Here is a 14,301-nt window from a genome sequence, read left to right as displayed (position 1 = left end):
GTGAGCGCTGCAAAAAGAGGCGCATGAGTCGACGCGGAGAACATGATGCAAAGGCCGAAGCCGCCGTTTCGCGCTGACCATGTCGGCAGCCTGCTGCGGCCGCAACGGGTCAAGGATGCGCGCGCACGGTTCGCCCGCGGCGAGATCACGGCCGCCGAATTGCAGCGCGTCGAGTCGCTCGAAATCGGCAAGATCGTTCAGAAGCAGAAGCAGAGCGGTCTGCGGCTCGCGACCGACGGCGAGCTTCGCCGCTCGTGGTGGCATTTCGATTTTCTGAAGCACCTTGCCGGCTGCGAGCTTCACAAGACCGACGGCATCCAGTTCAACGGGATGACGACGCGCGGCGAAAGCATCCGCGTCACCGGCAAGCTGGATTTCCCGGCCAGCCATCCGATGATCGGGCATTTCAAGCTGCTCACGGACAAGTGCGATCTCGCCGGCATTCTGCCGAAGATGACGATTCCATCGCCGTCGCTGCTGCATTATCGCGGCGGCCGGAGCGCAATTTCGCAGGAGGCCTATCCGCAGATCGATGACTTCTTCATCGATCTGGCGAAGACCTATCGCAAGGCCGTGCAGGCGTTCTACGATGCGGGCTGCCGCTATCTGCAATTCGACGACACGGTGTGGGGCTATCTCTGCTCCGAGGACCAGCGGGCAAAGCTGCGCGGGCGCGGCGAGGACCCCGATGCGCTCCCGGCGGTCTATGCGCGCGTCATCAACTACGCGATTGCCGAGCGCCCCGCCGACATGACCATCACCACGCATGTCTGCCGCGGCAATTTCCGTTCGACCTGGATTTCATCCGGCGGTTACGAGCCGGTGGCCGAAACGCTGCTGTCGCGCGTCAATTACGACGGCTATTTCCTCGAATACGATACCGACCGCGCGGGTGGCTTCGAGCCGCTGCGCTTCCTGCCCAAGGGCAACAAGATCGTCGTGCTCGGTCTTGTCACGTCGAAGACCGGCGCGCTGGAGCCCAGGAGCGACATCCGGCAGCGCGTGATGGAGGCGGCGAAGCTGGTCCCGCTCGAGCAGCTTGCGCTTTCGCCGCAATGCGGCTTCGCCTCGACGGAAGAGGGCAACATCCTCACCGAGGACGAGCAATGGGCGAAACTGCGCCTGGTCGCCGATGTCGCGACCGAGGTGTGGGGCACATCCTGACGGGCGGGGCCCTTGAGGCCATTAACGCCGATATAATGACTGTCCGCACGCCCCTCGCCGGAAGACGGCGCACTCTGAGCCGCCCACGCCACACGTCCAGCCCGCTCTCCCGGAACGTTTTCGGCCGCGCGCCGTTGACCTGCGGGCAGATGCGCCGCTTGCGGCAAGGGAACATGATATTGAACATCGCTGACAGGATTGTGCGGCCGGACGTGACTCCAGCGCCGCGTGGGCCGGGCGTCTCCTCCGCTATCATTGCCGCGCTCATCATCACCGGTCTCTACGTGGGCCGCGAAATCTTCGTTCCCATTGCGCTTGCCATTCTTCTTAGCTTTGTTTTGACGCCGCTGGTGGAGCGCCTCGAGAGCTGGCGCGTGCCGCGCAGTGCAGCGGTGCCCATCGTCGTGGTCGCAGCCTTTCTCGCGATCTTCGCTCTGGGGAGCGTGATCGCTTCGCAGCTCACGCAACTGGCCGAAGGCTTGCCGGGCTATCAGCAGACCATGCAGCGTAAGATTTCATCGCTGCGCAGCGTCACATCGGTGGGTCCGCTGGAGCGCGCAGCGGGCGTCTTGCAGGATCTCGGCAAGGAATTGAACAGGCCCGAGGCCGATAGCGTCGAAACTCCACGCCCGGTCCCGCAGCCGGATCAAACGAAGCCCATTCCGGTCGAGGTGCGGACGCCGCCGCCAACCGCGCTTGAAAACATTGCATCGCTGATCTCGCCATTGCTGCACCCGTTGGCGACGGTTGGCGTGGTCGTGATCTTCGTCGTGTTCATTCTTTTTCAGCGTGAGGATCTGCGAAATCGCTTGATCAAACTTGCCGGGGCGAATGATCTGCAGGCCGCAACGTCCGCCATTAGCGATGCCACAGGCCGCCTTAGCCGCCTGTTTTTGTCGCAACTCGGATTGAACACGGTCTTCGGCATCGTAATCGGGCTAGGTCTTTCCATTATCGGCGTGCCGAGCGCAATTCTCTGGGGCATTCTTGCCGGCATCATGCGCTTTGTGCCGTATATCGGCGCATTCGTGGCCGCCTTCTTTCCCCTCACGCTCGCGATTGCCGTCGATCCCGGCTGGTCGATGCTGGTATGGACTGTCGGGCTGATCATCATCACCGACGTGCTGGTGGGCCATGTGATCGAGCCGATGCTGTTCGGCCGCAGCAGCGGCCTCTCGCCCTTTGCGGTGGTGGTATCGGCAACATTCTGGACCGCGCTGTGGGGGCCGATTGGTCTCGTGCTGGCGACGCCGATGACGGTATGCCTCGTGGTGCTGGGTCACCATGTGGAAAGCCTGAAGTTTTTCGACATCTTGCTGGGAGATCGGCCGGCGCTCTCGCCTCCCGAGATTTTCTACCAGCGCATGCTCGCCAACGATCCCGGCGAAGCCGTCGAGAAGGCCGAGGAATATCTGAAGGAACGCACGCTCTCGGAATACTACGAGGAGGTCGCGCTGAAGGGTCTGAAACTCGCTCAGAAGGATCTGAAGCGGGATCGACTGCCGGTCGCCCGCCTTACTGAAATTCGCGACAGCGTCATCGAATTGATCGACGATCTGGCCGACGAGCGCGATGACGCGCGCGAGGGCAATACGGTTGATGCGGAAGCCGAAGCCGCGATCGAGGCATCGGTGCCCATGCCCGAATTGCCCTTTGTGATCCGCGAAGGTCTCCCCGCCGCATGGCAGGCGGAGCATCCTGTGCTGTGCGTCGCGGAGCGCACGGACCTCGACGAAGCTGCCGCGCGGATACTCACGCAAATCCTGTCGAAACACGGGCTTGGCGCGCGCGTGGCAAAAAAGGAAGACATCTCAAGCAGCGGAATTTTCCGCCTCGATGGCGAAGGCGTCGCGCTTGTCTGTATCTCTGCGCTGGATGATGGAAGTCCGTCCTATACGCGCCATGTCGTGCGCAAGCTGCGGCGCAAGATGCCCGAAGCCAAGATCCTCGTCTGCTACTGGATGGCCGAGAACTCCGCCATAACGAAAGATACCGTTCAGGCCGATGCGATCGCCACGAGTCTCAGCACGGCCGCGAAGTATTGCCTTGACCTCGCGCAGCCGCGGAGCAAAACGGACGAAGAGGGTGCTGCGCCTCGCGATGTCGGTCTTCGCGTTGCCGGCTGAGAGCAACGCAGGCTTCGTGTTGAAGGTTCAGTGTCCGCTCAGCACCAGCGTCTTGACCGGCAGCAGCAGCGCCTGAATCCGCAGCAGCATCGCATGCACGATGCCGACCGCATCGACCGCGTGGAGCCAGATGCGCAGGCCCGAACTGGTGGTCTTGGCGTCGATCAGGTCGTGGTTGCTGGTGTAGGCGTTGGCGATGCAACTGCTGCCCGGCGTCACGCCATCAAGGCCGCCTTTGTAGATCGGCTCCATCAGGACCAGAATTGAACCCGGACGCAGCGTCTGCTGGGCTTCGAGCAGGAGTTCGCCACCACGGAACTGGCCGGCGGCGATGTAATCCTGCACGCTCGTAATCACCATCGGGATGATGGCCCATGGTTTTGAAATGCAGGTCGCTTCCGCCACCATGCCGACTTTCATCACCTGGGCTTCGATCTGTCCAAATCCAGCAGCAAGAGCTTGCCGTCCTGCGCCCTCGGGAATGAGGATACCGGCCGAGCGGATCATCGGATTGACGAGGTCACCCGGCCGCAACAGGAACTGCTCGACACGCCCGTCCACGCCGGCCCGTATGCTGGTCTTGTCGAGGTCGACCTGTGCCTGGGCGAGAGCGGCTTCCGCGCTGTCCCGCTCCGCCGGCAACAATGTTGTGGTGCGGATCACGGCGGATTGCTTTGCTGCCGTCACGGCGTCGAGCGTGCCCTGTCGCCCCGTCGCCACCACTTCAAGCTTCTCGATATCCCGCTGCGGGACGATGCCGGGATTGCGCCGTTGCAGTTCGCGCTTGACCTCGAGTTCATCGGTGGCCTGCTGCAGCGAACTTTTCGCTTCCTGAATCTGGGCGTCGGCTTTCACCACCTCCGATTGCGCGGCGACCATCTGCGCATCGACCTCGGCGATCTTGCGCTGTGCGGTTTTCACCGCGGCTTCCTGCTTTGAACTGTCCAGTCTGAAGATGACGTCGCCCTTCTTGACCGGCGCGCTGAAATCGACGTTGACCTCCGCGACGCGCCCGATTGTCTCGGGAACGAGCGGGACCGTCCTGTAGTACAGGGTGGCGCTGGTGGTGGACGGATGGAAATAGAAAATGACGGTGATGAGCGAGACCGTCAGCATCACGCATGCGGTGATGCCCCATCGCAGTTCGTACCAGACGGAGAACAGCGTGATCTCCTTGCCGATCCGCTTGCCCTGCGCATAGCGCCGATAAAGATAATCGGGAAGGATCGTCAGAATGGAGCAGAGGATCAGCTCAAGCATGATGCGACTCCACACGCTTGGCTGCTGCGTCCCTGGCTTTGCCGGGTGCGTCCGGGGCAGCCCCGTGAGCTGTCACTTCGTCCAGCGGTTCGGATGGATCGGGGTCCGGCGGAATACCAGCCATTTTCTGGACGGAGCCGGCGATGCTGCGCAGCGGCGTGCTGAAATCGGGCAGGTCGACCAGCGCAAGAAGCAGGGCGATCACCCAGAACAGGTGATTGTGGGTGAACAGCGCAAGCAGGCAGAGCACGGCCACGATCTCGAACTGCAGCTTCTGCGATTTGTGCGCCATCCGCTCCGGGAGCGAATGTATTTTCAGGTAGATGTTGCCGACGAACAGCACCGAGGCGAGCAAAATGATTCCGACCACGACCATAAGAATGTCGGTGTCACCGGGAGCGGTGATGAAGCCGGGGAGGTGATGGGGCGCCGCAGGGTGAAGTGACTCGCTCAAGGCAGTCTCCTCTCGCGACCATTGTGGTCAACACATGCAGACATGGATCGTAACTATCGGCATGCCGAAGTTCCATCCTTGCACAGGGATGGAACTTGGCAAGGCCAAAGTGACTGATGTTGATCTGAGTCATGGTCGAGGGAAGAGGCTTTTGGTTGAGGCGGCGCAACGCAGGCCGTTGCGCTAGTCCATCCTGGTGAGGCGCATCAGGTCGAAGCCCTGGCCATCGAGCAGCAGAAGTTTCCGCTGCGCCTGATCGATGCGCCAGGTTCTGACTTTCTCAAGCGTGCTGTGGAATTTCGCTTCCTGTCTCATCACCGCGGCCGAGCACGCCATGCGCGTCGAGGCCATCGGCAGAAACTTGATCGTGTTGCCGCTGACCGTCACTGAGCCCGCATAGCGGTTGCAGCCACCCATGCCGGTGACGATGCCGTCGTCGCGAATCTCCAGCGTCGTTTGCAGCCGGTCGATCACGCCGCCGCCATCGATGTCTTCCGCCAGCCACTTGCCTGTCGGTGTTGCAGGGTCGGCGGCCGCACCACAGGCGAGCACACAGACAAGAAGCGCGGACGCAGCGAGTTTCTGCCACATGGATAGGGGCCTTGGAATGATGGGATTTATGTTCCGCGAGGACAGGTATCCCCGTTCGGGTGGGCGCGGATAGGGCTGATTTAAAGGCGGTGATTTTCCGGAATGGCGGTTTCAATCGTGGGCAGATGATGGTAGGAGACTCGGCACGAATTCGTTCTGCCCACAAATTTTGGCCCACCCGAACGCTGCCCACCGGTCTGATGAAAAACGACCAGCTCCTGGCTCAGATCTCCGAATACTGCCGTCAGGCAGGTATGGCGGAATCGACTTTCGGCCGCCGCGCGGTGAACGACGGCAAGCTGGTGCACCGGCTGCGCGAGGGCAAGCGCATCACCGTCGACACGCTGGAGCGGATTAGAGCTTTTCTTGGGGACGGCGTGCCGGTCGTGAGCGTGCCGGAACCGCCGATCGAGAAGCGGGATCCCACAGGCAATTTCCGGTTTTTCGAGAACCGGCAGAAGTATCTGCTGTTCGTTCACACCTGCTCGGAAAAGCGGGTGATCGCTGATCGCGTGGCGCTGGAGTTGGGGAGCATCCATCCCAGGCCGCCCGCATTGCGTGTTTTCGACGCAGGGGTGGGCGACGGGACAGTGCTGGCGCGGGTGATGCGCGCGATGCACAGCCGGTTTCCGAACATGCCGTTCTATATCGCCGGCAAGGAAATCAGCCTCGAGGACGTGCGGCTGACCCTGAACAAGGTGCCGGACCGCCTGTTCGAGCATCCGGCGACGGTGTTCGTTCTGACCAACATGAATTATGCGGAGGCGCCGTGGCTGGCGCCGAAATCGCCGACCGCTGCGGCGGCGATGATCTGGCGCGAGGTCGCGCTGCGCGGCTCCTCGTCCGGCGAATTCGAGACGCAGATCGCGGATTTGCAGCCGTTTCTGGAAGAAAACTGGCGCGCCAGCGTCAGCGCCCGTTCGGGCATGCCGGTCTATGAGCGGCCGATCGCGCTTGTGATCTACCGCGAGGATCACCGGTTCCTGCTGGATGCGATGATTCCGCGGGCGGGGCGGGTCGAGGCCAATTTCGATCTGGTGATCGCCTCGCAGCCTTACCGGGCGAGATCGTCGCTGAATTTCCGCGCCAAGAAGATTGTTGCGCCACTGGCCCGCGCGCTGCGCGCCGGCGGACGGCTGATCGGGATTCACTCCTACGGTCACGATCCCGGCATGGAAATTGTGCAGTCGGTGTGGCCTGGAGAAAACCCTTTCGCGGTCAGCCGCCATGAGTTACTGCGCGCCGTGAAATACGAGCTGGGATCTGCCGGCCGCGATCTCAACTTTAACGCTTACGCGGATAACCGCTCTATTTTCCGGTACGATATGGAAGCGCTGCCCAACGAGGTAACAGGGCCCATCGGGACCTCGACGGCCTTTGCAGCATGGAATGCGGCGGTGTATGTCGCTCAGGTCGAAGACGACCGCCTGGACGAAGTCACGCAGAGCGGCCGTTATCTCGACGCCACCAGGGACGTGCTGCGCAAGCATAACGGTCTCTGGTTCTACGACGAATCCTACGTCATCTCCCGGCGTCGCGATTGAAAGAGTTCATGGTGTTTTCAAAAACGGAGCGGTGATCGTTCGCGTCATGAAAGCACGTCAAGTGAAGATGGAGCCCTGGTTCTGAAACCGGGGTTCTGAAAATTCAAAACGGGCCGACCGCGGCCCATCTGGAAGGGATTGGTTGATGCGCGCGTCTTATCTGTTCACGAGTGAATCGGTTTCTGAGGGTCATCCGGACAAGGTTTGCGACCGGATTTCGGACGAGATCGTCGATCTGTTTTTCCGTGAAGGCCCCAAGGCCGGCATCGATCCGTGGGCGATCCGCGCCGCGTGCGAAACGCTCGCCACCACCAACAAGGTCGTGATCGCGGGCGAGACGCGCGGACCGGCCACCGTCACCAACGAGCAGATCGAAGCGACCGTGCGCGCCGCGATCAAGGACATCGGCTACGAGCAGGAAGGCTTCCACTGGAAGACCTGCGATATCGAAATCCTGCTGCATCCGCAGTCGGCCGACATCGCGCAGGGCGTCGACGCACTTCAGCCCGGCACCAACAAGGAAGAGGGCGCGGGCGACCAGGGCATCATGTTCGGTTACGCCACCAACGAGACGCCTGAACTGATGCCGGCGCCGATCCATTACGCGCACAAGATCCTGCGCCTGATCTCGGAAGCCCGCCACTCGGGCGTCGAGAAGGTGCTCGGCCCGGACTCCAAGAGCCAGGTCACCGTGCAGTACGAAAACGGCAAGCCGGTCGGCGTGCGCGAGATCGTCGTGTCGCATCAGCATCTCGTCGAGGACATGACCTCGAACCAGGTGCGCGAGCGCGTCGAGCCTTACGTCCGCAAGGCGCTGCCGGAAGGCTGGATCAACGGCAAGACCATCTGGCACATCAACCCGACCGGCAAGTTCTTCATCGGCGGTCCCGATGGCGACGCAGGCCTCACCGGCCGCAAGATCATCGTCGACACCTACGGCGGTGCGGCTCCGCACGGCGGCGGCGCGTTCTCCGGCAAGGACTCCACCAAGGTGGACCGCTCGGCTGCCTACGCGGCGCGCTATGTCGCCAAGAACGTCGTCGCGGCTGGCCTCGCGGATCGCTGCACGCTGCAGCTCGCTTACGCCATCGGCGTCGCGCGTCCGCTGTCGATCTACATCGACACCCACGGCACCGGCAAAGTCTCGGACGACAAGATCGAGAAGGCCGTCGCGGAATCGATGGATCTGACCCCGCGCGGCATCCGCAAGCACCTCGACCTCAACAAGCCGATCTTCGCGCGCACGTCGGCTTACGGCCACTTCGGCCGCACGCCGGACGCCGACGGCGGCTTCTCATGGGAGAAGACCGACCTCGCCGACACGCTGAAGAAGGCGGTCTGATTCTTTCTTCCCCTCTCCCCTTGTGGGAGAGGGTGCCCGAGCACAGCGAGGGCGGGTGAGGGGTGTTTGCTTGTCGCAGACATAGGCCCCTCACCCAATTGAGTTTTATCGCTGCCATTCGCGCAGCCCTCTCCCACAAGGGGAGAGGGCACAGCAACGGCGCCCCGCACAGGAACCAGGACAGTTAAAATGAGCACCACCACCAAGCCCCCAGCAGGGTTCACCGACTACATCGTCGCCGACATCGGTCTTGCCGATTTCGGCCGCAAGGAGCTCTCGCTCGCCGAGACCGAAATGCCCGGCCTGATGGCCACGCGTGAAGAGTACGGCCCGAAGCAGCCTTTGAAGGGCGCGCGCATCGCCGGCTCGCTGCACATGACCATTCAGACCGGCGTGCTGATCGAGACCCTCAAGGCACTGGGCGCCGACATTCGCTGGGTGTCGTGCAACATCTATTCGACGCAGGATCACGCCGCGGCCGCGATTGCTGCCGCCGGCATTCCGGTGTTCGCCGTCAAGGGCGAGACGCTGAAGGATTACTGGGACTACACCGCCAAGCTGTTCGACTGGCACGGCGGCGGTCATCCGAACATGATCCTCGATGACGGCGGCGACGCCACCATGTACGTCCACCTCGGCCTGCGCGCCGAGAACGGCGACACCGCGTTCCTCGACAAGCCGGGCTCCGAGGAAGAGGAAGTGTTCTTCGCGCTGCTCAAGAAGCAGCTCAAGGAAAAGCCGAAGGGCTACTTCAAGGCGATCGCCGACAGCATCAAGGGCGTCTCGGAAGAAACCACCACGGGCGTGCACCGTCTTTATGAAATGCAGAAGGCCGGCACGCTGCTGTGGCCTGCGATCAACGTCAACGACTCGGTCACCAAGTCGAAGTTCGATAACCTCTATGGCTGCCGTGAATCGCTGGTGGACGGCATCCGCCGCGGCACCGACGTCATGATGTCGGGCAAGGTCGCGTTCGTCGCGGGCTTCGGCGACGTCGGCAAGGGCTCTGCCGCGTCGCTGCGCCAGGCCGGCTGCCGCGTGCTGGTGTCGGAAATCGATCCGATCTGCGCGCTGCAGGCGGCGATGGAAGGCTATGAAGTCGTCACCATCGAGGACGCACTTCCGCGCGCCGACATCTATGTCACCGCGACCGGCAACAAGGACATCATCACGCTGGACCACATGCGCGGCATGAAGGACCGGGCTATCGTCTGCAACATCGGCCATTTCGACAACGAAATTCAGGTCGCGCAGCTCAAGAACTTCAAGTGGACCAACATCAAGCCGCAGGTTGACGAGATCGAGTTCTCCTCCGGCAAGCGCATCATCCTCTTGTCCGAAGGCCGCCTCGTGAACCTCGGCAACGCGATGGGCCATCCGTCCTTCGTGATGTCGGCCTCGTTCACCAACCAGACGCTGGCGCAGATCGAACTCTTCGCCAACAACAAGGACGGCAAGTACAAGAAGGAAGTCTACGTGCTGCCGAAGTCGCTCGACGAGAAGGTCGCGCGTCTCCACCTTGCCAAGATCGGCGTCAAGCTGACCGAGCTGCGCAAGGATCAGGCCGACTATATCGGCGTGAAGCCGGAAGGCCCGTACAAGACGGATCACTACCGCTACTGAGAACCACCCTTCATTCCGGACGGTTTGCGAAGCAGGCCGATCCGGAATCTCGATGGGTTGGAAAAGGACGTCTGGATTCCGGGTTCGCTCGCGCCCCGGAATGACGGAAACACAAAAGCCCCGGATTGTTCCGGGGCTTTTTTGCTATTTGCTGCCGGGCGCTGCGGGCGCCGTAATGGTCACGCTGGGCCCGGAGCTTTTGCCCTTCATTCCGCCCTGCAGGAAAAAGAAACCGATGCCGACAACGATTATGGCACCCACGATCACGCCCAATATTCCAATTCCACCACTTCCGCCTTCAGCCATCTTGTCCTCCTCATAAAGAACGGCAACGGTCACGAAGCTGTTATGTTCCCGCCCGCACAATCCGGCATGCGCGTATCGCACGGGGCGAATCCCGATAAGATGCGCAGGTTTCCGGTTCATTCGCTGATGCGAGGTTGCTCGTGACCATATCAAGCGCCTATCCGACGACGGTTTCGCTGCTCGGTGTGCCCATCGAAGTGGGGGCCTCTCAGAAGGGCGCGCTGATGGGCCCGGCGGCGCTGCGCACGGCGGGCATCGCACAGCTTTTGGAGAGCCTCGACTTCAAGGTGGAGGATCACGGCGACATCGCGCCGCGCGAGCTGAGCTTCAGCGATGAAGCGCCACCGGCGAACGCGAAGCACTACCGCGAGATCAAGGCCTGGATCTGCGAGACCTCAAGGCGTGCCTACGCCATGGCGAGGTCCGGCGCGATTCCGATATTTCTCGGCGGCGATCATTCGCTGTCGATGGGTTCGGTGAACGGCGTCGCGCGGCACTGGCACGAGCAGGAGCGCGAGCTGTTCGTGCTCTGGCTCGATGCCCATGCCGACTACAACACGCCCGCGACCACGATCACCGGCAACATGCATGGCATGTCCGGCGCATTCCTCTGCGGCGAGCCGGGACTGGACGATCTGCTGCCGCAGAGTGAGCGATCCTCCATCGTGACGCGCCAGCTCGGCCTGTTCGGCCTGCGCTCGGTGGACAAGAAAGAGAAGGAGCTGCTCGCGCAGCGCGATGTCTGGATCGCGGACATGCGCCGGATCGATGAATTCGGCGTCAGCGTCCTGATGCGCGAATTCATCGAGCGGGTGAGGGCGCGCAGCGGCGTCCTCCATGTCAGCCTGGACGTGGATTTCCTCGATCCGGTGTCGGCCCCCGGTGTGGGCACCACGGTGTCGGGCGGGGCGACCTATCGCGAGGCGCATCTGGTGATGGAAATGCTGCAGGATTCAGGGCTGGTGCGCTCGCTCGATCTGGTCGAACTCAATCCGTTTCTGGACAACCGCGGCCTCACCGCGCGCACGGTGGTCGAGCTTGTCGGCTCGCTGTTCGGCCAGCAGATTCATGACCGCCCGACGCCGAGCAATGCGGTGGTGTAGGGAGTTGAAGAAACCCCTAAAGTAATTCAGACTTCAGTTGTCTGAAGGACTATGAGCTTGGTGCATCGCGAATTGCATAGATGTACTTTTCATATAAGAAACATCATATCATCGTTACGTTTTTACTGAGTGCTTGTTCAGGAACGTCATGAATAGTCTAGAGAGGCATATAGCTCTAATTGATGACTTCGTAAAACTCGACGGCGAGCTGCCTTGCGTTGAATTCAAGGTCAACAATGCTGATCCTGATAGAATGGGTACCTTGATTTCTGCAATCTCAAATGCCGCTGCAATTGCGGGCGAGCATTGCGGTTATGTCACTTGGGGTATCGAAGACGGGACTCATAAAGTTGTTGGCACGACATTTCGGCCAGCTTCCACAAAGGCTCATGGTCAACCGTTGGAGCTCTGGCTCAGCCAGAATATCAATCCGCCATTGCATTTTAGATTCCACGAAGTTGCTCATACCGCTGGGCGTGTCGTCCTACTAGAGATTCCCGCTGCGAGCCAAGTACCAACAAAATTTAAGAATATTCCGTACATTCGTGTTGGCTCAGCGACCCCAAAGTTAGCGGATCATGCTGCTCACGAAGCCAGCCTTCTCGCAAAGCTAAGGCCATTTGTGTGGGAGCAGGGAGTAGCCAAAGCATTCGTAACAACTAGCGAAGTTATACAGTTGTTGGATGTAGCTGCTTACTTTGAGTTGACCGAGCAAGCGGTTCCGGGAAACGACGAAGCCATTGCGCTTATTTTAGCCCACGACAAGTTACTAATGAAGGATGTCGGCGGTCGTTGGAATATTCTGAATTTGGGTGCAGTACTTTTTGCGCGTGATATAACCGCGTTTGAAAGCATTTCTCGAAAGGCTGTTCGGGTCATACGATATGATGGGACTTCAAGAACAGGTAGTGCTCAGGATCAGAGCGGGGTTCGAGGGTACGCTATAGGATTTGATCCCATGGTGGCTTACATCAACAAGCGGTTGCCGCATCAAGATGTAATAACTCGCTCGTTACGGATTTCTAGGCCTGAGTACCCTGAACTCGCTGTGCGCGAATTAGTTGCGAATGCCTTGGTTCATCAAGACATGACAATTTCGGGAACGGCGCCAGTTGTTGAAATTTTTTCTGATCGAATCGAGATCACGAATCCTGGAATTCCGCTTGTTGCTACAGATCGCTTCATTGACTTTCCCCCGAGATCAAGAAACGAGGCGCTCGCAGCTCTAATGAGGCGAATTGGCGTATGTGAGGAACAAGGCAGCGGTATTGATAAAGTCATCAATGAAATCGAGAACGCTAGATTGCCTCCTGCAGACTTTAGAGTGGATGGTAACAATACCAAGGCGATCATCTTTGGAAAAAAGACGTTTGCTGAAATGACTACTGAGGAACGTATTCGAGGATGCTTTCAGCATGCGGTCCTTAAGTTCGTAAGCAACGATGGGCTTACCAACGGTAGCTTGCGAATACGCTTTGGGGTGGCAGAGAGAAATGCCTCTCAAATCTCGCGTGTAATTAAGCAAACTCAGGAACTTGGGCTCATCAAACAATCTGATAACTGGAGCGCTAGATCTGGTCATTACCTCCCGTATTGGGCTTAGAGTTTCCTTGATTCGTTCTTTACCTTCTATTTACCCTTGAAAATTGTCTCGCGATTTCATTATGTTACGTAGATTTTTCGAATTTTCTTTCTTGACACCATTTGATTCGCGCAAAATCCCGACGTGTTCCTACTACCAGTAGAACTACAAAAGTTTTTAGTGCTTAGGATTGAGGGATACGAACTACTTCCCCACGCCCTGCATATACGCGCGGTCTTCCGTCGGCAGTCCCTCCAGCCGTATCTGCTCGTCGCCGGGCGGGCAGTACGTGGCCGTATTCCGCCATCGAACACACGTCAGCGTCGTCCTCAGGTGCGAGCACTTGCGAGCCTCGAAGGACGACGGTAACAGGCAGCCGCGCATCCTTCGAGGCTCGCGCGCTACGCGCGGCTCACACCTCAGGATGACGCGACATCGCTACGTCAGCGATCAATGGGTCCCCGCTTTCGCGGGGACGACGTGGAGAGATCGCGTCACCGCGTTGTGGATGTGCGATGTCCTTTGCAATGGCGGCCCTCATCGTGAGGATGGCTTTCGTCGCGGCGTCGCGCAGGCCTGCGGGCGCGGGTGCAGTGAGACGTCGGCATGGATGCCTCGCTGGTTGCTTGAAGTGAATCTTCCGGGAGAGCTTTAAGGCTCATTCCGCACGTTAAGCTGGAAATGCCGCAGCACCTGCGGGTTATTTTCAGCGCCCAAGCCTCTGGCATTGCTCGCTTAAACGCCTGCGCCGCCGCGCGAACACAATTGAGTTGTTGCTTTAAGGCCGGCAACTGCTACAAGCCTCGCATTCGACCTGCGGCACAGCTTTTGTTAAAGCGCCCTTTGGACCTTTTCGGTCCCCTTCGGCTCCTTACCCTAAGACATCGCTAGATTGGATTTGCTCCGCGCGACGTCGTGCGGGACTGCGCATGTACGCGCCTCTAAGGATTGTTTGTTATGACGACTGGTACTGTGAAGTGGTTCAACGGCCAAAAGGGCTTTGGTTTCATTCAGCCGAACGATGGCGGCACCGATGTGTTCGTTCACATCAGCGCTGTCGAGCGTGCTGGCCTGACCGGCCTCGCCGAAGGACAGAAGGTTTCGTACGAAGCCAAGGTTGACAAGATGCGCGGCAAGACCAGCGCAGAAAACCTGCAGATTCTGTAAGGCCGATCGCGGCAGCCGGACACCGGTTGTCGCGCAAGC

The 14,301-nt window shown here is 60.0% G+C and carries 12 protein-coding genes; 9 read left to right on the top strand and 3 right to left on the bottom strand.

Going from position 1 to position 14,301, the window contains the following annotated elements:
* Positions 1-45: 45 nt before the first annotated feature.
* Together HMPREF9695_RS14225 and HMPREF9695_RS14220 are read left to right on the top strand one after the other, a co-directional pair.
* Positions 46-1,164: a cobalamin-independent methionine synthase II family protein gene (locus tag HMPREF9695_RS14225; protein WP_006021559.1), complete on the top strand. Its 1,119-nt coding sequence runs from the start codon at positions 46-48 to the stop codon at positions 1,162-1,164.
* Between the two features lie 173 nt (positions 1,165-1,337).
* Positions 1,338-3,290: an AI-2E family transporter gene (locus HMPREF9695_RS14220; protein ID WP_157223969.1), complete on the top strand. Its 1,953-nt coding sequence runs from the start codon at positions 1,338-1,340 to the stop codon at positions 3,288-3,290.
* Between the two features lie 27 nt (positions 3,291-3,317).
* Here HMPREF9695_RS14220 and HMPREF9695_RS14215 read toward each other — a convergent pair whose 3' ends face one another.
* From HMPREF9695_RS14215 to HMPREF9695_RS14205, 3 genes are all read right to left on the bottom strand, one after another.
* Entirely contained in the window at positions 3,318-4,550 is a 1,233-nt protein-coding gene (locus HMPREF9695_RS14215; protein ID WP_006021557.1) for an HlyD family secretion protein, read from the bottom strand.
* A complete protein-coding gene (locus tag HMPREF9695_RS14210) occupies positions 4,543-5,004 on the bottom strand; it encodes a hypothetical protein (RefSeq protein WP_006021556.1) in 462 nt (153 codons plus the stop codon). The genes HMPREF9695_RS14215 and HMPREF9695_RS14210 overlap by 8 nt, the downstream gene beginning before the upstream one ends.
* A 183-nt stretch (positions 5,005-5,187) precedes the next feature.
* On the bottom strand, positions 5,188-5,595 hold the full coding sequence (locus HMPREF9695_RS14205; protein WP_006021555.1) for an META domain-containing protein: 408 nt from the start codon (positions 5,593-5,595) through the stop codon (positions 5,188-5,190).
* A gap of 200 nt (positions 5,596-5,795) precedes the next feature.
* Here HMPREF9695_RS14205 and HMPREF9695_RS14200 point away from each other — a divergent pair, with 200 nt between their 5' ends.
* From HMPREF9695_RS14200 to HMPREF9695_RS14170, 7 genes are all read left to right on the top strand, one after another.
* Positions 5,796-7,139 carry a hypothetical protein gene (locus tag HMPREF9695_RS14200; protein ID WP_006021554.1) on the top strand — a complete coding sequence of 448 codons (1,344 nt, stop codon included), beginning with the start codon at positions 5,796-5,798 and terminating at the stop codon, positions 7,137-7,139.
* A 145-nt stretch (positions 7,140-7,284) separates the two neighbouring features.
* Positions 7,285-8,481: a methionine adenosyltransferase gene (metK, locus tag HMPREF9695_RS14195; RefSeq protein ID WP_006021553.1), complete on the top strand. Its 1,197-nt coding sequence runs from the start codon at positions 7,285-7,287 to the stop codon at positions 8,479-8,481.
* A 189-nt stretch (positions 8,482-8,670) separates the two neighbouring features.
* Positions 8,671-10,104, top strand: a complete 1,434-nt coding sequence (gene ahcY, locus HMPREF9695_RS14190; RefSeq protein ID WP_006021552.1) for an adenosylhomocysteinase — start codon at positions 8,671-8,673, stop codon at positions 10,102-10,104.
* A gap of 57 nt (positions 10,105-10,161) precedes the next feature.
* The gene (locus tag HMPREF9695_RS26410) at positions 10,162-10,554 is read left to right on the top strand and encodes a hypothetical protein (RefSeq protein WP_157223968.1); all 393 of its coding nucleotides are present in this window, start codon (positions 10,162-10,164) and stop codon (positions 10,552-10,554) included.
* Positions 10,551-11,513 carry an arginase gene (gene rocF, locus HMPREF9695_RS14180; protein ID WP_006021550.1) on the top strand — a complete coding sequence of 321 codons (963 nt, stop codon included), beginning with the start codon at positions 10,551-10,553 and terminating at the stop codon, positions 11,511-11,513. Before HMPREF9695_RS26410 ends, rocF begins: the two co-directional genes overlap by 4 nt.
* Before the next feature lie 148 nt (positions 11,514-11,661).
* Positions 11,662-13,116 (top strand): ATP-binding protein, encoded by a 1,455-nt coding sequence (locus HMPREF9695_RS14175; protein WP_006021549.1) that lies wholly within the window; start codon positions 11,662-11,664, stop codon positions 13,114-13,116.
* Between the two features lie 936 nt (positions 13,117-14,052).
* Positions 14,053-14,262: a cold-shock protein gene (locus tag HMPREF9695_RS14170; RefSeq protein WP_006021548.1), complete on the top strand. Its 210-nt coding sequence runs from the start codon at positions 14,053-14,055 to the stop codon at positions 14,260-14,262.
* The last annotated feature ends 39 nt before the right edge of the window (positions 14,263-14,301 follow it).

The sequence above is a fragment of the Afipia broomeae ATCC 49717 genome, from assembly GCF_000314675.2.
GTDB classification, from domain to species: domain Bacteria; phylum Pseudomonadota; class Alphaproteobacteria; order Rhizobiales; family Xanthobacteraceae; genus Afipia; species Afipia broomeae.
This window is presented reverse-complemented; position numbering and strand designations above follow the sequence as displayed.